At 29.5% G+C, this 19,181-nt stretch carries 17 protein-coding genes; 3 read left to right on the top strand and 14 right to left on the bottom strand.

The window, feature by feature from the left end:
• Positions 1 to 13: 13 nt before the first annotated feature.
• The 13 genes from whiG to BFL38_RS11015 all read right to left on the bottom strand — a co-directional run bounded on the left by whiG (position 14) and on the right by BFL38_RS11015 (position 11,932).
• On the bottom strand, positions 14 to 826 hold the full coding sequence (whiG, locus tag BFL38_RS10960; RefSeq protein ID WP_008725128.1) for an RNA polymerase sigma factor WhiG: 813 nt from the start codon (positions 824 to 826) through the stop codon (positions 14 to 16).
• A 63-nt stretch (positions 827 to 889) separates the two neighbouring features.
• Complete coding sequence (locus tag BFL38_RS10965; protein ID WP_069727077.1) at positions 890 to 1,828, bottom strand: sigma-70 family RNA polymerase sigma factor; 939 nt, start codon at positions 1,826 to 1,828, stop codon at positions 890 to 892.
• A 41-nt stretch (positions 1,829 to 1,869) separates the two neighbouring features.
• Complete coding sequence (locus BFL38_RS10970; protein WP_069727078.1) at positions 1,870 to 2,484, bottom strand: hypothetical protein; 615 nt, start codon at positions 2,482 to 2,484, stop codon at positions 1,870 to 1,872.
• 22 nt (positions 2,485 to 2,506) lie between these two features.
• A complete protein-coding gene (locus tag BFL38_RS10975) occupies positions 2,507 to 3,370 on the bottom strand; it encodes a MinD/ParA family protein (protein WP_008725119.1) in 864 nt (287 codons plus the stop codon).
• Positions 3,371 to 3,419: 49 nt separating this feature from the next.
• A complete protein-coding gene (locus BFL38_RS10980) occupies positions 3,420 to 5,399 on the bottom strand; it encodes a flagellar biosynthesis protein FlhF (protein WP_069727079.1) in 1,980 nt (659 codons plus the stop codon).
• A gap of 27 nt (positions 5,400 to 5,426) precedes the next feature.
• Positions 5,427 to 5,678: a GTP-binding protein gene (locus BFL38_RS10985; RefSeq protein WP_069727080.1), complete on the bottom strand. Its 252-nt coding sequence runs from the start codon at positions 5,676 to 5,678 to the stop codon at positions 5,427 to 5,429.
• Positions 5,679 to 5,710: 32 nt separating this feature from the next.
• Complete coding sequence (locus BFL38_RS15200; protein ID WP_008725115.1) at positions 5,711 to 5,884, bottom strand: hypothetical protein; 174 nt, start codon at positions 5,882 to 5,884, stop codon at positions 5,711 to 5,713.
• Positions 5,885 to 5,939: 55 nt separating this feature from the next.
• Positions 5,940 to 8,051 carry a flagellar biosynthesis protein FlhA gene (locus BFL38_RS10990; protein ID WP_176720585.1) on the bottom strand — a complete coding sequence of 704 codons (2,112 nt, stop codon included), beginning with the start codon at positions 8,049 to 8,051 and terminating at the stop codon, positions 5,940 to 5,942.
• A gap of 21 nt (positions 8,052 to 8,072) precedes the next feature.
• Positions 8,073 to 9,275: a flagellar biosynthesis protein FlhB gene (gene flhB, locus BFL38_RS10995; protein WP_069727082.1), complete on the bottom strand. Its 1,203-nt coding sequence runs from the start codon at positions 9,273 to 9,275 to the stop codon at positions 8,073 to 8,075.
• Positions 9,272 to 10,075: a flagellar biosynthetic protein FliR gene (gene fliR, locus BFL38_RS11000; protein ID WP_069727083.1), complete on the bottom strand. Its 804-nt coding sequence runs from the start codon at positions 10,073 to 10,075 to the stop codon at positions 9,272 to 9,274. The genes flhB and fliR overlap by 4 nt, the downstream gene beginning before the upstream one ends.
• Before the next feature lie 39 nt (positions 10,076 to 10,114).
• Positions 10,115 to 10,384 (bottom strand): flagellar biosynthesis protein FliQ, encoded by a 270-nt coding sequence (gene fliQ, locus BFL38_RS11005; protein WP_012669897.1) that lies wholly within the window; start codon positions 10,382 to 10,384, stop codon positions 10,115 to 10,117.
• A 53-nt stretch (positions 10,385 to 10,437) separates the two neighbouring features.
• On the bottom strand, positions 10,438 to 11,226 hold the full coding sequence (gene fliP, locus BFL38_RS11010; protein ID WP_069727084.1) for a flagellar type III secretion system pore protein FliP: 789 nt from the start codon (positions 11,224 to 11,226) through the stop codon (positions 10,438 to 10,440).
• Between the two features lie 205 nt (positions 11,227 to 11,431).
• On the bottom strand, positions 11,432 to 11,932 hold the full coding sequence (locus BFL38_RS11015; protein WP_069727085.1) for a GNAT family N-acetyltransferase: 501 nt from the start codon (positions 11,930 to 11,932) through the stop codon (positions 11,432 to 11,434).
• Between the two features lie 404 nt (positions 11,933 to 12,336).
• Here BFL38_RS11015 and BFL38_RS11020 point away from each other — a divergent pair, with 404 nt between their 5' ends.
• The 3 genes from BFL38_RS11020 (at position 12,337) to BFL38_RS11030 (ending at position 18,242) form a co-directional block, all read left to right on the top strand.
• Entirely contained in the window at positions 12,337 to 13,713 is a 1,377-nt protein-coding gene (locus tag BFL38_RS11020) for an META domain-containing protein (RefSeq protein ID WP_069727086.1), read from the top strand.
• Positions 13,714 to 13,928: 215 nt separating this feature from the next.
• Positions 13,929 to 16,331: a penicillin-binding protein 1A gene (locus BFL38_RS11025; RefSeq protein WP_069727087.1), complete on the top strand. Its 2,403-nt coding sequence runs from the start codon at positions 13,929 to 13,931 to the stop codon at positions 16,329 to 16,331.
• A gap of 12 nt (positions 16,332 to 16,343) precedes the next feature.
• Positions 16,344 to 18,242, top strand: a complete 1,899-nt coding sequence (locus tag BFL38_RS11030) for a TraB/GumN family protein (RefSeq protein ID WP_069727088.1) — start codon at positions 16,344 to 16,346, stop codon at positions 18,240 to 18,242.
• A gap of 108 nt (positions 18,243 to 18,350) precedes the next feature.
• On the opposite strand, the gene BFL38_RS11035 is transcribed toward BFL38_RS11030, so the two are convergent.
• Entirely contained in the window at positions 18,351 to 19,073 is a 723-nt protein-coding gene (locus tag BFL38_RS11035; RefSeq protein WP_069727089.1) for an outer membrane beta-barrel protein, read from the bottom strand.
• Between the last annotated feature and the right edge of the window lie 108 nt (positions 19,074 to 19,181).

A 19,181-nucleotide genomic window follows, 5' to 3' on the forward strand; every position in this document is an offset into this window, starting at 1 on the left:
AAATCACCTATTTTTATAATAATTGTTTTTTTATCTCAGAAAGACTATATTTTAACTGCTGTATCGCTTTTGTATGAATCTGCGATATTCTGCTTTCTGAAACATCTAATACTTTGCCTATCTCTTTTAAAGTAAGATCATCATAATAATATAGTATTAAAACTTGCTGTTCTTTTTCCGGAAGTTTTTTTAATGCCGCTATTATTTTATTTTTAACATCTTCTCTTTCTGCTAAATATTCCGGATTAGTTTTATCATTAGATTTCAATGTATCTATTACTGATATTTCATTGGAATCATCACCTACATACCAAACATCGCTTAAAGAAGTAGGAGAAGCCTCTATATACCTTTTCATAGTCTCATTATATTTGCTTATTGGTATTCCAAGCATATCTGCTATTTCCTGCGGCTTAATATTTCTGCTTAATCTAGCTTCTAATATTTCCCTTGCCTTTTCTATTTCTTTAACATCTTTACGAATAGATCTAGGAAGATAATCTAATTTTCTAAGCTCATCATATATTGCACCTCTGATTCTAGTAACTGCATAAGTTTTGAACTTAATATCTCTGTTTGGATTATACTTATCAATAGCATCCATAAGCCCAAAAGATCCGAAGCCGACTAAATCCTGAAATTCAATATGCTTATGAGATCCCATATTAAAAGAGATCTTATTGGCAACATATTTTACTAAAGGAGAATATTTAATAATTAGAGCCTCTCTTATATGAGGCGAAAGAGTCTTTTTAAACTCCAACCAATATTCCTGCTCATTCTCATTAGTAATATTTGGTATTTTATCTTTTTTATTCATCTTCATAATATTCACTCTAGTTATTAATTTTTTACTATATAATTTTTCTAAATAATTTATTATTTAGAATTATCTATTTTTATCTTGTATCATTATTATTGCAGACTTAGTAACCTTTTTAGGCATATTTTTCAATAAATCTGCTATTTTATTCTTTGCATATTTCATATCTGTAGAATATTTATGATTAGTTTTAGATTTTAATGTATCTATTACAGATATTTCATCATAATCATCATCTACATACCAAACATCGCTCAAATATGCTGTAGAAGTCTCTATATAATTTTTCATAGTTTCATTATATTGGCTTATTGGTATTATAAAAATATCAGTCATTTTCTGAGGCTTTGTATTTCTGCTTAAACTTGGCTCTAATATATCTATATTCTCAATTATTTTTTTAATATTTTTAATAGCTTTTGTATGCAGCTGAGATATTCTGCTCTCTGATACATCTAATAATTTAGCAATATTTTTTAATGTAATATCATAACAATAATATAATATAAGCAAGTTTTTTTCTTCTCTAGGAAGTTTTTTAAAAGTTGATAATATTTTATCTTTTATTTTTTCTTTCTCACTAAAATATTCATAATTAGAATGAGATTTTAATCTATCTATTACGGTTATTTCATCAGAATCATCTTCAGCATACTCAATAACTCTTTTATATTCTGATGGACAATCTAGTTTTATGAGTTCATCATATATAGCTCTGCTAATTTTAGTCGTAGCATAAGTTTTAAACTTAATATCTATATTAGGGTTATATTTATCAATAGCATCAATAAGTCCAAAAGTTCCGAAACCTATCAAATCCTGAAATTCAATATTTTTATCAGACCACATATTAACATATATTTTGTTTGCAGCATACTTTACCAATGGAGAATATTTAAAAATGAAAGCTTCTCTTATATAAGGCGAATGAGTATTTTTGAACTCCTGCCAATATTCATGTTCATTGTCATTAGTAATATTTGGTATTTTATCTTCATATCTCATGATATTTACCCTAACTATTAAATTTTCTATTTTAATATATTTTATTTATTATCTTCTTCATCTTTAGCCATCATAGTTCTAACTGCCTTAGCCACTTTTTCAGGATCCTCTTGAACTTCTTTTCTAATTTCATTATCAGAGACTTTCTTATCAGGAAACATACTGCTTGTACTGCTTGTAGTGCTGTAATTTGTACTGCTGCTAGCAGAAGGTTTCCCTGATATTATATCTCCTATATCAGCTCCGGAACTATGATAATCTGTATTAGACCTTTTATCAAGATTTATTGAATCTGCAGATATACTAATATTATCAGGATTAAATTCATCACTTGCCTTATCTGCATTACCAGCAGAATTATTATTTGTAATGGAATTATCATCTATTGGATTATAATCTATATCCATATTGGTGCTGCTATTACTGCTTTCTATAACATCTCCCAAATACCTTTTTAACAGCATTCCTATTAAAAACAATATACCTAAAGTTATAAGACCTGACAGCAGTCCTTTAAGTAAAGATATATCTATTCTATTCTTATACATAACAGATAATATAAATGTTACAATAAATGATAAAATAGATATTATGCCGTCTAATTTACCAAAATTAGATGAAAAATACTGTTTTACTCTTTCTGCTATATTATTCATAAATTCCCTCTGCTAACATTTGTCATTTTTTACTTACAAAAGATAATAAAGATTCCATAAACCCTCCGAATCCTTTTACTTCTCTATTTTCATCATATTCCATGTCAATTATTCTTTTTGCTATATTATATATGGACATAGAAGCCTGACATTTATTATCATACTTATAGAATGGAAGCTGCTGAGAAACTGCATAAGGAATAGTTTTATCTTCCATAACATGTCCCAAATATTTCACATCCATATCCAAATATTTTTTACTTACCATAATAATTTTATCTCCAACTTCCTTTCCTTCAGAAGCCTTTGTAACTCTATTAACTAATATTTTTATATCAGCATTTGCATTTTCAGGCGCCATAGATTTTATTACACCATACGCATCTAATATGGCTGTAAGTTCAGGAGTTGTAACTACTATACTTTCATCTGAAGAAAGCAAAAAATACAAAACATTATCAGAAATTCCAGCCCCTGTATCAACTATTATTATATCAGCATCATTTAAAGAATCCATGCTATTAACTAACTTAGTCAAAGCTCTTCCTGAAAGATTAGCCAAAGAGGAAAATCCAGAAGCTCCTGCTATATATCTTATGCCGTAATCTGTTTCAAGTATAACCTCATGTATTTTTTTCACACCCTTAATAACATGATACAAATTATATTCAGGCATATTTCCAAGTATAACATTAACATTACCCAATCCAAGATCTGCATCAATTAAAAGCACATTCTGCCCAAGCTGCTGCAATGCTATGGATAAATTAATTGCTATATTGGTTTTACCTACACCACCCTTACCGCTGGCTATGCTTATTATACGCTGGGGGCGTTTATCTTTTACGCTCATCATTTTTCTTAATTCATCAGCTTGATCTTTCATAATATACTATAAATTTCCTAATTATTTTTTCTTTTTATAAAACCTTATTTTAATGTCCAAATAAACCTTCTATTATTTTATAACCATATTTCTTAGCTGTAGATATGTCCTTAGGAACACCCTGTCCATGAGTTATATAAGTAATAGGTAATTTCTTTTTTGTAATAGCACAAATTGAAGAAGCTAAATAATCTGTTTCATCAACTTTTGTAAGTATTACACCTTTATAATTTGTAGGTTTAAATCCGTTCAAAATCTTTAAAGCATCTTTATATTTTGCTGTTGCACTCATAACAAGCTGAATATCCATATCAAATCTTCCAACAGTAGTGAAATATTTTGACATAGCAACTATATCTTCAGCTCCTTTAGGGGATCTTCCCATAGTATCTATAAATAATAATGAAGAACTATCCATCTTTCTTATCTCTGCTCTCAAAGCTTCAGGAGTGCTGGCACTTGTAAATGGCACTTTCATTATGCTGGCATATCTTTGCAGCTGATCTACTGCTGCTATTCTATAATTATCTATAGTTACAAAAGAAACTTTTTTACCGGATTTCATATACTGAGCTGCTATTTTAGGTATTGTAGTAGTTTTTCCTACACCGGTAGGTCCTACAAATACTATGATTTTTTTCTTCGCTCCAACTTCTATACCATTGGCAAGTATTAATCTTTCAGCAAAATATTTTTCTACCTCTTCTCTGATAACATCTTTAGATTGAAAAAATCTTGCATTACTTGAGGTAAGTAAATATTCTCTCAACTCTAATAATATCTCTTCCGGAAACTCTCTGTCTCTTAAATAATTAAAGCTCTCTTCCATTCCATCAGTAATACTTGTATTAGACTTACTTTCAATATCATTTTCTTCATCATCGTAATCTGATTCTTTTATATCATCGTTAAAATAATCTCTGACAGTATTTTTATTTTCTTTTAAATTATTTTCTTCATTACTATTTAGTTCTCTATGTTCCCTTATTCCCCTTAGTTCTCTTCTATTTTCTTTTATTTCTTCTATTGCATTTTTTATTTCATCTTCCTCAGAAGAAATAAAAGAAGAAGTTTTATTTTGATGTTTTAAATCCTCATAAGCATTAGAATTATTGGAATTATTTTTATTTAAATTTATATTAGGGATATTAGTTTCTAAATATTCTTTTATAATATCTCTTATCTGTTCCTGAACTAATTTTTTAACATTATCATCTACAGAGTTATTAATATTATTCTGGCTATTATTAGTATTGTTATTATATATATTGGCATGATTATTCATAGCATTATTATTATTAAAGTTATTCATAAAGCTATTATCATTATTATTAGTAAAATTGCTGTAATTATTAATAGGAGAAAAACTATTATTATTAGAATAATCTGAAAGCATAGGATTTCTCATATTAGCAAATGTAGAACCTTGAAAATTAGAATACTGATTATTACTAAAATTAGGCAATGGAATAAAATTATCAGCATTTTTTTCTCTTATACTATTATTATCTTCTGCATTTTCTTCAGCAACCTTTGAAGTATTATTATTGCTATCATCATTTAATAATTCTTCAGGAATATTTTCATTTTCTGTAGTATATGAATTTTCCTGAATAGAAGAACGAGAGGAATTATTATTAGAAGAAGAATGATTATTTCTATTGGCACTCTTTTCTTTTAATGCCTTAGTTATAGAAACTATTCTGTCTGCCATTTCACTTGCATCTATGGTTTCAGATGAATGTTTTTTCATTTCTATTCTGTCGCTTAATAGCTTGCTTCTATACATATCATCTTCATCTTCTAAATAAGAATCTTTATCTTCACTTATAGTATTATTTTTTCTATCATAAATAGAATTATTAAGCATTATTCTAAGCTCATGCTCTGTTTTGGTTCCAAGTCCTAAAAAACCGCCGACTTTTACATCTTTACTAGTTAAAATAACAAAGTTGCCGCCATATTCTACTCTAGCTTTGGCAAATGCATCATTTTTATTCTTACCTCTAATAGTTCGTATATCTACCATTTTGTAACTCCTATAATCATCATTCTATCACTTATATTTTTTTATACATTTCAAGGTATTATCTAGAGTATGCAGATTATTATCATTACATAGTAATATTTCTATAACATTACCATTGCCAAGCATTCTTCTAAGTTCATGTTCTCTTTTCATTCCAATACCTAAAAAGCCGCCGACTTTTACATCTTTGTTGTATAGCATACTGAAATTTCTGCCGTATTCAGCATCAATAATAGCATCAGTTTTATTCTTAGCATTTATAGTACATATTTCAGCCATATAATACTCCTAGATTATCTCTTAATTATTTATTAATATTGTTCTAGTATGCCGATAGAAACTTCAAACTCTTTTTTAATCATACCAAATATGTTTTTTCTCTTACTCTCTCTAACACTAATTATAAAATAGCTTTCACCATATTTGTCTCTAGCCTGTTTTTCAATTTCTTCTCTGTTTTTTCCAAAAATTTTAATAGTTTTCATATTATAACTCCAAGTAATATGTTATTATTTATATCTTAAATTGCCCAATTAGGCTTTATTTTATGCTGGCAATACCCTGTACATTATACCCCTGTGCTATTTCAGTAGTTGCTATAACCTTATACTTACCAATATTTTTAGCTATAAACTGATAAAGCGGTCTTCTTATTATAGGAGAAGTCAAAAATACTATATCATCAACTCCAGAATCACTTACAAGTTTAACAGCATCTTTTATATTCTTAATTAAGTTCTGCATACTTTCAAAACTCATAGCTATCATCTGTGAACCTTGTAAATTACCTGTATTAGCAAGATTCTGAGCTATATTATTTTGTAATTGCTGGCTTAAAGTAATAACTCTAATATTTCTGTCCTGATCTGCAACCATCTGAGATATTTGAGATGCAAGTCTGCTTCTTACAAGTTCAGTAGCCTGTTCGCTTCCCATAATAGCTATAGCATCAGCAACACCCTCTAATATAGCAACACTGTTTCTGATAGGCACTTCCTCTTGAAGAAGATTCTGAAGCACTTTCTGTATATATCCGAGAGGGCTTTCATTATGAGGCTTAGCTGCAAGCACTTCGGATACAAGAGCCTTATGATCATCTTTGATAAGATCAAGCATATTCTGCACCTCTTCACGGCCAATAAGAAGACTAGCATTTCTTTTAATAGTTTCGCTGAAGTGTGTAGCAATAACAGAAGTAGGCTGAAATAACATAAAGCCTTTTTTCTCAGCCATATCTTTTTCATCAACTTTAATCCAATATGCAGGAAGTCCGAATGCAGGCTCTCTTACTTTCTCACAATCCGAAGAAGGTCCGTCTGGAGAATTAGCATTCAAAGCCAAAAGCATATTAGGACGAACGAATCCTTTAGCCATTTCAGTACCATTTATACTTACTGTATATTCATCAGGTTCTATTACGCTGTTATCAACAATACGAACAGGAGGAACAACAAGCCCAACCTCTAAAGCAAGCTCTCTGCGAATCTGACTTATTCTATTGATTAAATCTCCTCCTTCAGATTCCAATGCTAAAGGTATAAGAGAAGCCCCAACTGAAAGCTCTATCTTTTCTACTTTTAAGAAAGGAGTAACATCTAAAGGTCCTTGATGTACCTGTTCACCGGCATCTGTTTTTGTACCGTCCTCATTAAGTCCAAGCTCCTGCTGTTCTTTTTTCAAAGCATATCCGGCTAGGAATAAAGCCAAAGCTATTACAAATAATGCAATTTTTGGGAATCCAGGTAAAAGCATTAAGAAGAATGCAAAACCAGCACCAATAAATAAGTTTTTAGGCTTAGCAAAAACCTGAACTGCAATCTGAGTAGACAAATTATCTTCGCTGCTGCTTCTAGTTACCAATAAACCTGTAGCAAAACTCATAAAGAAAGAAGGTATTTGGCTTACTAAACCATCACCAACAGTAAAACGAGTATAAGCATTAACAGCCTGATTAAAAGCCTCTCCTCTCATTGTCATACCAATGATGAGTCCGCCTACTATATTTATAACTGTGATTATAATACCGGCTATAACATCTCCCTGTACAAACTTTGAAGCACCGTCCATAGTACCGTAGAAATCACTTTCACCTCTAATTTTTTTTCTCTTTTCTTCTGCCTCTTTATCTGTGATAGCTCCAGCCTGAAGTTCGCTTTCAACTGCCATCATCTTTGAAGGCATACTATCTAATGCAAATCTTGCTGCTACTTCTGATACCCTTGTGGCACCTTTAGTGATTACAACAAACTGCACTATTATAAGAATGATAAATATTACAACACCTACAACTATATTTCCTCCAACTACGAAGTCAGCAAATGAGGTTATCACCTTACCGTTAAAGTTAGCTCCTTCAGTAAGAATTGCCCTAGTTGTAGATACATTTAAAGCAAGTCTGAATGCTGTCATAACAAGAAGTACAGAAGGAAATACACTGAAATCATTAGCACTTCTTATACTAAGAACCATAAGCAATATCAATAATGATACTATGATATTGATTATAAGTAAGAAGTCCAATATTATAGATGGTAAAGGTATGATAAGCATCATAATTACCATAACCGCACCAATGGCAAACATTATATCACTATGTCTGCTTAAATTTGAAGGCAGTTTTATATTATCTAAAATTGATTTAGCACCATTCATTGTTGCCACTTTTTATTCCTCCTATATAGCCCTTGCCATTTTTTCATTTCGTATTCTATATACCTCTCCAAGTATTCTCGATACAACATGAAATAGTTTCTCAGGTATATACTGTCCTAGCTCAACATTATAGTATAATTCACGGGCTAAAGGTTTATTCTCTACTATTTGTACATCATTTTCCTTAGCTATTTCTTTTATTTTTAAAGCTATATGATCAGCTCCCTTAGCTGTTACTATAGGAGCATAATCTCCATTTTCATATTTCAAAGCAACCGCAAAGTGAGTAGGGTTTGTAATAACTACATCTGCTTCAGGTACCGATTTAAGCATTGTTCTGCTTACAATCTTTCTAGCCATCTCCTGAAGCTGACTTTTTACCAAAGGATCTCCTTCCATCTCTTTGAACTCTTCTTTCATCTCATGCTTTGTCATTTTCAAACTATTAATATATTGTCTTTTTTGGAAAAAATAGTCGAAAGCAGAAACTATTATCATAAATATAATTACTTTAGCCAGCATTTCTAAAACTATAAAGAAAAACAAATTCATAGCCTGACTTAAACCCATATTAACCATATTAAATAATTCAGAACGTTTTCCATATATGGTAGTAAAAGTAAGGAATGATATTACAATCATTTTAAAAAGTATTTTTGCCAAGTTCATTAAGTTCTGAGATGATATAAATACTCTTTCTTTGAAGTTAGACCAAGTAGGTGCTATTTTTTTAAAATTAGGTTTTAATTTTTTTGTAGTAAACAAGAACTGAGTCTGAGCTAAATTAACACCAACACCAACTACCAAAGCAACCGCCATAATTATTCCTGCCGTTTTTGCTAGGAGAACAAATATTTCTAGCAGCATATCTGTGAAAGCTGCATTATTTATTGAAGCATCAGCATTGGAAATCTTATTCATTATAGTAATAAAGAACTGTGCAACTGTATGAGTAAAATATGTAGTTAAAAGAGCTATCACAGCTATTGAAACTGCTAAAACAAGAGTCTGATTTATTTCTGCTGAGTTAACTACGCGTCCTTCTTCCTCTCTGGCTTTTCTTTTCTTTCTTTCTGTAGGAAGTTCGGTTCTGCCCTCATCTTCAGGAGAAGCAAATAATGTCAATACATATCCTCTGCCTGTAAGATGCAAATATTTTCTGTATAATTTAGCTTTGAATATAATAAACAATTCAAATATAGAAGAAAGTATTTTTTTAATCATACAGTTCCTCCAGATAAGAAAGTTATTATATTATTAACATCTGCTATAGTGGTTTCCAATACCTTCATAAAATTAGAAACTAGTACAGGTATCAAAATATAATAAGCAGCTATACCTACAGCTATCTGCATAGGAAAACCAAGCATTAAAATATTCATTTGAGGTGCTGCCTTAGCTAATAACCCCAAACTTAATGATAATAAAAATAAAGTCAGCATTATAGGCAAAGCTAATGAAAGAGCAACAGAAAATAAAGAACTCATATAATATATCATTCTATCTATAACACCATTAAATGATGAAGTGAATACTGCCTTTGAAGCCTCACTCAATACAGGCATAGCTTTAAAACTGTAAAATAAAGTTCTAATAACCCAGCTAGGACCGTCTATAGCTATAAATAACAATATAACAACTAATGACTGTAATTGTCCTAATACGGGTACTGTAACCTGAGATATAGGATCAACAGTTTCTGATATACCAAATCCCATCTGTATTTCAAAGAAATTTGCCATAACCTGATATGCTGCAAATATAATTGCCATTAAAAATCCTATTAATATTCCTATCAAAGCCTCATTTACCAATGTTAAAAAATATTCAACAAAAGTAGGAGCTGCCTGAACATTAATATTAGCAACTAATGGGAATATTGCCGCTGTAGCAATAAAAGCCAAAGCCATTTTTATACTATTAGGAATAACATTAGAAGAAAATAATGGAGCTACCATGAGTATGGCAGCAAATCTTACCATAATGAGCAGGTAAATCTGAAAGAAATTCACAAAATTATCCATTTTTTATTCCTATTATCCCTAACCTATTATAAATATTGATTATCTAGCTATACTAGGAAGTATGCTGAATAATCTAACAGTAAAAGCACTAGTATAATTAAGCATCCAAGAAGCAAGCATGTATATAACAGCAAGCATAGCTATCATTTTAGGAACAAATGTTAAAGTCTGCTCCTGAATACTTGTAGTAGCCTGAAGTATTGAGATTATCAAACCTACAATAATTGATACTCCCAAAACAGGAGCTGAAAGCAGCATAAATACCCATAAAGTTTCCTGAACCAAAACAATAATCGAAGTATCACTCATAAAATTTCCTTAAAATTTATTAACTATATAAAGTGCCAAATATATTTCTATTTTTATTGAAAACTCTGTACTATCTGAAGTATCAAAAGTTTCCATCCGTCTACCGCAACAAATAAAATTATCTTAAGCGGTAAAGATATCATAATAGGCGGAAGCATTATCATACCCATTGCCATAAGTATGGAAGCAACTACCAAATCTATAACTATAAATGGTATAAATAAATATATTCCCATTTTGAATGCTATTGTAAGCTCATTAATGATGAATGCCGGTATGACGACTATAGTAGGAATTCTATTTAAATCATCAACTGTCTGAATCTCTCTAAGTCTTATATTAGTATTACTGATACTTAAGAACAAATCTAAACTCTTCATACCATTCTCACCGCGTAAAGAGTTAAACATAAACATTCTTATAGGCTGTATGCCTCTGCTGTATAATTCATTAACACCTATAGTACCATTTAAATACGGCTGAAGTGCCTCATTGTTTACCTGTGTCAATGTTGGCATCATTATAAAAAATGTAAGAAAGAGTGAAAGCCCCATTATTAATGCTCTAGGCGGCGTCTCTTGTAAAGATAATGCCCTTTGAACAAAACTTAATACTATTGAAACTCTTATAAAACTTGTTGTCATTATTATTATAGATGGAGATAATGACAATATTGTCAAAAGAAATAATATTTGAAGTCCCAAGCTAACCTGCTGAGGTGTCTGAGCTTGGGCAACATTTAATCCTATTGTTGGTATTGGTATCTGAGTATTATCTTGAGCGTAAGCTGCTGCAGGTATAAGTAAACATAATACCAAAAATACCATTAGTAACTTTCGCATCTTAAGAACTCCAATTTTACAAATTTTTTCTAATTTTTTTTCTTCTAAAAACGATAATATTTACGGCTTCAATAAAGTTAACATATTATCATAAAATAGTCAAGTATTATGTTAACTAATTTACACCCCATTATAATAAATTTTATCAATCATATAATATTTACAGTATCAATACACTATACAAATTTTTTTATACAGTATAGAACTAAATAAATAACCCCATTATATAACAGTCATAATAAACATTATCAATACAAAAAAAACTCTTTATCTCACCTTCTATAGAAAAACCAAGAGATTTATACAGTTTTAAAGCCCTTTCATTATCAGTTCTAACTGTTAATTCTATCTTTTTTATAGAATTTTCTTTAGCATAATCTAAAGCATAATTAATAAGTCTTTTAGCTATTCCATTACCCCAATACTTTTTTAATACGCTTATTCCTAAATTTACTCTATGCTTTACTCTTTTTCTATCAATGCCTCTTAAATTACATATTCCGATAATTTCACCATCTATTTCGCATAAAAACATCTTGGTTGTTATGCTTTTTTGTATATTTTGTAAAAACTCCTCCTCTTTTTTCACATCCAATTCTCTTTCATTAGAATCAGACATCATGAAATTTGTTTCTTCAGACACTTTTACAATATAATTTATAACTTTTTCAGCATCTTCTATATGTGCTTCTCTTATATTACACATAAACACCTGCAATATTAGTTATCGGATTTTATTATGTAAACTATAATATGATAACTTATTTTTTCTTATTTTTCAATTGAATTTTTAGAATTTTATATTATTTTTAATATATATACAAAAATTATAAAAATATATTTTTTTATAATTAATATATTATTAATTTTACTAAAAATATTATATTTGGTTATAATAGTTGTATATGTATTTTTATTATGAACTTATTTTACTAAATGTGAGAAAAATAAGTTATTATTATTAATAAAGCAATTATTCATTATTATCAGACTCCTAACACTATTATTGATGGGCTTGTGGTTTTCCTTAATCATAAGCCCATTGTTTTATTGACAATACTACTTTTTTAAAATAGGAAATAAAAAATATAATTATTATTGGGGTAAAAAATGAAAAAGACACTATTATTACTGTCATCTCTATTCTTACTACTATCATGCTCTCAAAAAAAGAATCAAAATATAAACATATTTGAAGCATTAAATGGCAGTGAATTCTATCTCACAAGCAATCCTAAAATAACAATAGGATTTGAAAACAGCAATGTATATGGGAATACCGGGATAAACATATATTTTACATCATTTTCAGTAAGCAGCAATCAAATAATTTTAAGTACAAACATAGGAGCAACTTTAATGGCTGGAAACGAAGAAGATATGAAAGCAGAACAAGAATTTTTAACTGATTTGAGCAAAGCTAACTCTGTTTCATTAGATAATGATAGATTAACAATAAAAACTTCTGAAAACAAAGAATTATCTTTCATAAAAAGAAGTTTAAATTACAATGATTTATACGGCAGAGAATTCATTCTTGAAAACAAATATCCTGAAATCGGTATAACAATAGGATTTGACACTAATAAAGTTTATGGTTTTTCTGGAGTTAATAGATACTTTGCAGGATACACTTTAACTAATAATAATGTAATATCAATAGGAGCATTAGGCTCTACTATGATGGCAGGTCCTGAAGAAAATATGAAAGCAGAACAGGAATTTACAACATTACTCTCAGAATCTTCTAATATAATATTATCAATAACAAATTTAGAAATAACTACAAAATCAGGTGAAAAATTAATATTTAAAGATGATTCTATATCAGGCAATAAATTATTAGGAAGAACATTTTTATTGAAAAATTTCTATAAATATCCTAATGTAGAAATAACCATGTCTTTTTATGGTAAAGACAATCATGTAAATGGTTTTTCCGGAGTTAATACTTACAAAACCTTATACACTAATATAAACGGCAGCGAAGTTAAATTTAATGGTTTAGCTACAACTAAAATGGCTGGTCCTGAAGAAAATATGAATGCTGAATCAGATTTCTCAAAATATATGGAAAATGCTAAATATATGTACTTAAAAGATAAAGAGTTATATATAGTAGATAATGACTATACAATATTAAGATTTATAGAAGATTATTTTGATATTAATGAGTATTTAGGAAAAGAATTCAAATTATTAAATATGTTTGAAGGTAGAGAAATAACTTTATCTATAACTAATAATTCATTTGTAGGAAAATCGGCAGTAAATAATTATAATATACCATTTGAAATAAAAGACGGAAAAATAACAATATCTCAAAATGGAATATCAACTTTAATGGCCGGTACTGAAACAGATATGAAAGCTGAAGATGAATATTTAAAACTTCTTAATAAAGCAAGTTATATATCTTATAACAATAACATATTATGCATAAAAACATCTGATGATGATATATTACTTTTTAACTTGGTAAATTAAAGATATTTTACTGTTTGTTTTTTATTATGTTATATATAGTATAGCTACAAACGTCATTTGTTGCGCTCTTAAGATATATATACAAACCCATTACTTTCACTCTATGAACTAAAATTTCATAGAGTGTTTTTTTATGAAAAATATAGTAAAAAAATATGTTGATTAATTGAATAATTGTTTGTATAATATTATAAACATATATTAGGATAAGTACATTGAAAAAACTATTAAAAAAAATATCAGACAAATATAACAATATTAATATAGAGCAGTTCAAAAAATTTTATATAGTATCATTGATATTAATATTTTCAATAATAACTATAATATTTTCTTTTTTAGTTGCTGATATAGTTATGCAGCCGGATGTACAAGCTGTGGAATTATACAAGCCTACAATACCCACAAAAATATATGATATAAAAGGCGAAGTAATATCTGAATTTTTTACAGAACAAAGATCATTAGTTGAATATAAAGATTTACCTCCTCAATTAATAGAAGCAATAATATCTATGGAAGATAATAATTTCATGTCCCATTTCGGAATAGATATTATAGGAATATTCAGAGGCACAATAGGAAACATATTAACCGGAAGAAGAGCAAGAGGTGCAAGTACATTAACTCAGCAGGTTGCTAGAAACATAGTATTAAAATCTACAGAAAGAACCATAACAAGAAAATTAAAAGAAATATGGGTTACTTTCCAAATAGAAAAAAGACTTACTAAAGAAGAAATAGTAACTTTATACTTCAATCAAATATATTTCGGACATTCTGTATACGGGGTTCAGGCAGCAAGCAGATTTTATTTTAATAAAGATGTACAAAATTTAGATTTAGCAGAATGTGCAATGCTTGCCACACTTCCGCCTGCTCCTAATGCATACTCCCCTATTAATAATCCTAATATATCAATAGCAAGACATAAAGTTGTTCTTAATAGAATGGCTGATTTAAAATTCATAACTATAGATGAAGCTAATAAAGCACATAAAGAATTTTGGGAATCTTATACAGGAAAAATAGGAAGAAGAGGATCAACTGCATATAGTGCATCAATAGACAGAGCTCCTTATGTTACAGAATATGTTAGAAGACAATTAGTAGATAAATACGGAGAAAAAGCATTAAAAGAAGACGGACTAAAAATATACACTACTATAGATATAGAAAAACAGGAAGCTGCTCAGAAATTATTGACAGAAGCCCTTACAGAATATAACAATAAATATGAAGGCGGATCTATGGATATAATTAATCTCTATAATAGAGAAACCATAGACAAAATGAAAATGCTTTCTGTATTATTTAATCTTCCTGAAAATACAGCTTATAGTAAATTTAATATTGCCATAAGAGATACTTTAAATAAATATACCACTTTGCCTTTAGCATTAATGTCCGACATATTCGGAATGGAAGAAGTTAATGATATAACTATGGAAGTAATGAAAGCCGATGAAGCGGAACTTTCAAGACAGATTGAAGGAGCTTTGGTTTCAATAGATCCTAGAAACGGATATATTGTTTCAATGGTTGGAGGTTCAGGATTTACAGCAAGAAACCAATTTAACAGGGCCACTCAGGCAAGAAGACAGGCTGGAAGTGCTTTCAAACCTTTCGTATATGCTGCTTCAATGGATGTTACTAATTACAGTCCTTCTACTATTGTAAGCGATGCTCCTATAGGTTTTGTACCTGAAGAAGGTGAAGACGGGGAAGTTTGGATACCTAAGAACTATTCAGGAAATTTCAAAGGAGATGTAAGTTTAAGATATGCATTGGCAGCATCATTAAATATAGCTACTGTTAATGTACTTAACTATGTAGGAATAACAAATGCTATAAGATATGTAGAGCCTATATTTAAAGCTGAGCCTGATTCTGATAAATCTAAAAGAATGTTTAATCATGATTTGACATTAGGACTTGGTACAGGATTATTTACTCCTTTGGAACTTACAACAGGTTTTGCTGAGTTTGCTAATGAAGGTAAAGAAGTTAATCCTATACTTATAAGATATGTTACTGACAGATACGGAATAGTTATGGATAATTTTGAAGAGGAGCTTAAAAAAGAAGTAACATTGAGAGGAGGACCTAAACAGGTTGTAAGCAAAGAAGTTGCATATATCATAAGCGACATTTTAATGGGAGTATTAAGAGGCGGTACTGCTACAAGTGCTATGTACGAAGCTAAATTCACAAGAAGAGGGGCAGGAAAAACAGGTACTTCCAATGATTGGAAAGATGCTTGGTTTGTAGGATATACTCCTGAACTTGCTACAGGTATATGGATTGGATTTGACTCATTTAAATATTCTTTAGGAAATAATCAGGTTGGAGGAAGAGTTGCTGCTCCTATATGGGGTAAATATATGGTTGAGGCATTGAAAGAGGTTAAGCCTACTTGGTATACAAAACCTGAAAATGTTATCAGCATGCAGGTTTGTGCTATAAGCGGTAAACTTCCTGGACCTTCATGCTACAGTTTCCAAACGGATTTATTTGTAAAAGACAAAGTACCTACTGAAACTTGTAATGTATGTTCTCATTATTTGGAAGATTCTAATGAACTTGACAATATAATAGATTCATTCCTTAATTATTAAAAAGGTTTATGAATGGATAAAAAACTAATAGAGAATATAGATTCTAAGGTTCTAAGATATAAAAATATACTTGCAATACCTTCGATACATTCAAGGGTTTATTTTTCTTTGGCTGTAAGAGAGGCTTTTGAAAAATTTAACCCAGACATTGTCGCAATAGAACATCCTGCTAATTTTGCAGATTCATTAAGAGAGGCTGTAAGCAGACTTCCATTTGTAAGTCTTATAATAAGAGAAATTGAAAATGAAGCTGTTTATATACCAATAGATCCGTCCGACTCTATAATAGAGGCTGTTCGTCTTGCTATTGATGAGGAAATACCATTCTTTCCTATAGATAAAGATATCACTTCAATAAACTCGAATTCTCATTATCTTATGCCTGATGATTATGTTATGAAAAATATAGGACTTGAAAAATTCTATACTGAAGTAAAAAACAATTATATATTTCATAAAGATGAAGCAGATGAAGAGAGAGAAATATTCATGGCTAAAAACCTTCATGAACTCTCTAAAAAATATAATAAAATACTTCTTGTTATAGGAATGTCTCATTGGGAAAATATCGTATCTATATTAAAAAAACTAGATGATGAAAAATTAGACAGCAAAGCAAAAGAAGAAATAATAAATAAAAAATTTTCAGAAGATGATGAAGAATATATATATTCAGAGCCTAAAATATATAATGTACATAAAGAATCATTAAATAAAATGCTTGGAGAATTCCCATTCACAACTTATATGTATGAACTGTATAGAAACGGAGAGCTAGAAAACTTTGATAAAATTAATATTATAGAAACAATATTCAAAGAAGCAAAGATGAGATATAAACTTCCAATCTCATTACTCCAGCAAAAAAATATGATGAAATATTTAAGAAACTTATGTCTCCTTGACAATTACATCATACCAGACTATATAGATATGCTCACAGCAGCAAAATGCATGATAAATAATGATTATGCCTTAGAAGTTATGGAAGGTATGGAATATTATCCTCATTACACTGAAGAAGATGAGAACTACCCTACTATAAAATTAAACAGAGATCCAAGTACAAATGGTATGGAAGGCATGCTAAAAGACAAAAAAATAAAACTTCATAAATATGATAATGTATGGAAAACATCTTTCAAAAAAGTTAATGTTACAACGCGTCCTAGTGAAAAATACGAAGGAGAATGGGAAGATGTTTGGAATAAAAGAACGAACCTTCTCTCTCATGTACCTGAAGATATACTAATGGAAAAGCATATGAATATACTTAGGGATAAAATTAGGAACATGCTTACAGAGGATAAAGCAAAAATAGAACCTTTCACGGTAAGTATCAAAGATGGTATTGATATGCGTGAAACTATAAGAAACTATTATAAAAATGAAATATATGTTAAAGAAATTCCAAAAATCAAAGGAAATATTGGACATATGGTTGTAATATTTGATGATGAGCATGATGAGGATTATGATTGGAATATAGTTTGGTACAGCGAAGCACATGATGACAGCGACTTGATACTATATTCTACTGAACCGGGAAATACTCTTGTAGGACCTGGAATATCCAAATGTTACTTTGGAGGATATGCCTCTTTAATGCCGCCTCAGGCTCCGCATGATGTTTGGAGAATATATCCTCAGTTAAAAAAAGAAGGAATAGTTAGAAATTATGCTGATTTACTTCTATACACTGCCATCATATATTCTGTAGACAAATATTTAGGGTATGTTGCTCCTACTCCTCCTTCAAATATATTGAAAGAATTTGCTAAAAAGAATTCTGTTGAAGTAGTTTATGTTCCTCTCACTACTTTTTCAAGTGAAACTTTAAGAAAGTTAAGACATTTCCATGTACTTGGAAACAAAAGACTTAGAAAAATAGCTGATGATTATATAATATAATTCTCATTTCTCAATGCGTACCATTTTAAATTAGTGGGGCGGGTTGGCGGGCAGAATAGATAAAAAATATATTTAAAATTAATATAAAAATTTAAATTAAATAGTATATCACTCTTTTTTGTATGCAATATTTTGGCTTCTATTAAAAGGACTGAATCTTAAACCTACCTGCAAACCAACCCCAAATGCATCTGTAGATATATATTTTGTTTCGTCAATTTTTTTTCTTAGACCAAATTCATAATCAAAATACAATCCAAAATTTGCTCCTATATTATAATTATTAAATACAGAATAATCTAATGTTAATTTAACATAAGGTATAACATTCATTTTATCATATTTATTTACTATATCCATCATATTCATTGTACTTCCTACAGATGCATAATTAGTGCCATAAGTAACCTCTCTCTTTTCTTCCGTTCCTGCTATAGGAATTTTCAATCCTCCTCCAATACCTATGGAAAAGTCATAAATATTTATTTTAGGTAAAAGACCTATTTGAAAACTATGGAAAGCAGAAGTATTAATAATTGACTTTGTACTATCAGAATATAGTGAATAAGAATAAGTATCATAACTATATCCTGTTTCTGCCAATATACTAAGCCCTACATTATTTTTAAAATCTATTACATATCCAAACAGTGCTGTAATACCAATATCAAAACCAAAACCTATTTTTCTTTCAACACCTTCAAGTTCTCCCATAGGTATTCCAACAGATAGGCCAGAAGGTATATTAATTATTCCTTCAAATCCGCTTGCTGCCAAAAGTGATAAGTTAATTGATATAAATATACTTATAATTAATAATAATTTTTTCATATTGGCAGCTAACTCCTTGTATACTCTTCATTATAATATTATCACCAATTTAAATATAAAACTCGTTTCAAAACTAAATTTATAATTGCAATACTAGCCATACACCAA

It is taken from the genome of Brachyspira hampsonii (assembly GCF_001746205.1).
Lineage (GTDB): Bacteria > Spirochaetota > Brachyspiria > Brachyspirales > Brachyspiraceae > Brachyspira > Brachyspira hampsonii_B.

What these genes read in the sequence shown, in the direction of transcription:
- whiG (WP_008725128.1), bottom strand. Translation starts at nt 826, where the DNA reads ATGAAGATGAATAAAAAAGATAAAATACCAAATATTACTAATGAGAAT.
- BFL38_RS10965 (WP_069727077.1), bottom strand. Translation starts at nt 1,828, where the DNA reads ATGAGATATGAAGATAAAATACCAAATATTACTAATGACAATGAACAT.
- BFL38_RS10970 (WP_069727078.1), bottom strand. Translation starts at nt 2,484, where the DNA reads ATGAATAATATAGCAGAAAGAGTAAAACAGTATTTTTCATCTAATTTT.
- BFL38_RS10975 (WP_008725119.1), bottom strand. Translation starts at nt 3,370, where the DNA reads ATGAAAGATCAAGCTGATGAATTAAGAAAAATGATGAGCGTAAAAGAT.
- BFL38_RS10980 (WP_069727079.1), bottom strand. Translation starts at nt 5,399, where the DNA reads ATGGTAGATATACGAACTATTAGAGGTAAGAATAAAAATGATGCATTT.
- BFL38_RS10985 (WP_069727080.1), bottom strand. Translation starts at nt 5,678, where the DNA reads ATGGCTGAAATATGTACTATAAATGCTAAGAATAAAACTGATGCTATT.
- BFL38_RS15200 (WP_008725115.1), bottom strand. Translation starts at nt 5,884, where the DNA reads ATGAAAACTATTAAAATTTTTGGAAAAAACAGAGAAGAAATTGAAAAA.
- BFL38_RS10990 (WP_176720585.1), bottom strand. Translation starts at nt 8,051, where the DNA reads ATGAATGGTGCTAAATCAATTTTAGATAATATAAAACTGCCTTCAAAT.
- flhB (WP_069727082.1), bottom strand. Translation starts at nt 9,275, where the DNA reads ATGATTAAAAAAATACTTTCTTCTATATTTGAATTGTTTATTATATTC.
- fliR (WP_069727083.1), bottom strand. Translation starts at nt 10,075, where the DNA reads ATGGATAATTTTGTGAATTTCTTTCAGATTTACCTGCTCATTATGGTA.
- fliQ (WP_012669897.1), bottom strand. Translation starts at nt 10,384, where the DNA reads ATGAGTGATACTTCGATTATTGTTTTGGTTCAGGAAACTTTATGGGTA.
- fliP (WP_069727084.1), bottom strand. Translation starts at nt 11,226, where the DNA reads ATGCGAAAGTTACTAATGGTATTTTTGGTATTATGTTTACTTATACCT.
- BFL38_RS11015 (WP_069727085.1), bottom strand. Translation starts at nt 11,932, where the DNA reads ATGTGTAATATAAGAGAAGCACATATAGAAGATGCTGAAAAAGTTATA.
- BFL38_RS11020 (WP_069727086.1), top strand. Translation starts at nt 12,337, where the DNA reads ATGAAAAAGACACTATTATTACTGTCATCTCTATTCTTACTACTATCA.
- BFL38_RS11030 (WP_069727088.1), top strand. Translation starts at nt 16,344, where the DNA reads ATGGATAAAAAACTAATAGAGAATATAGATTCTAAGGTTCTAAGATAT.
- BFL38_RS11035 (WP_069727089.1), bottom strand. Translation starts at nt 19,073, where the DNA reads ATGAAAAAATTATTATTAATTATAAGTATATTTATATCAATTAACTTA.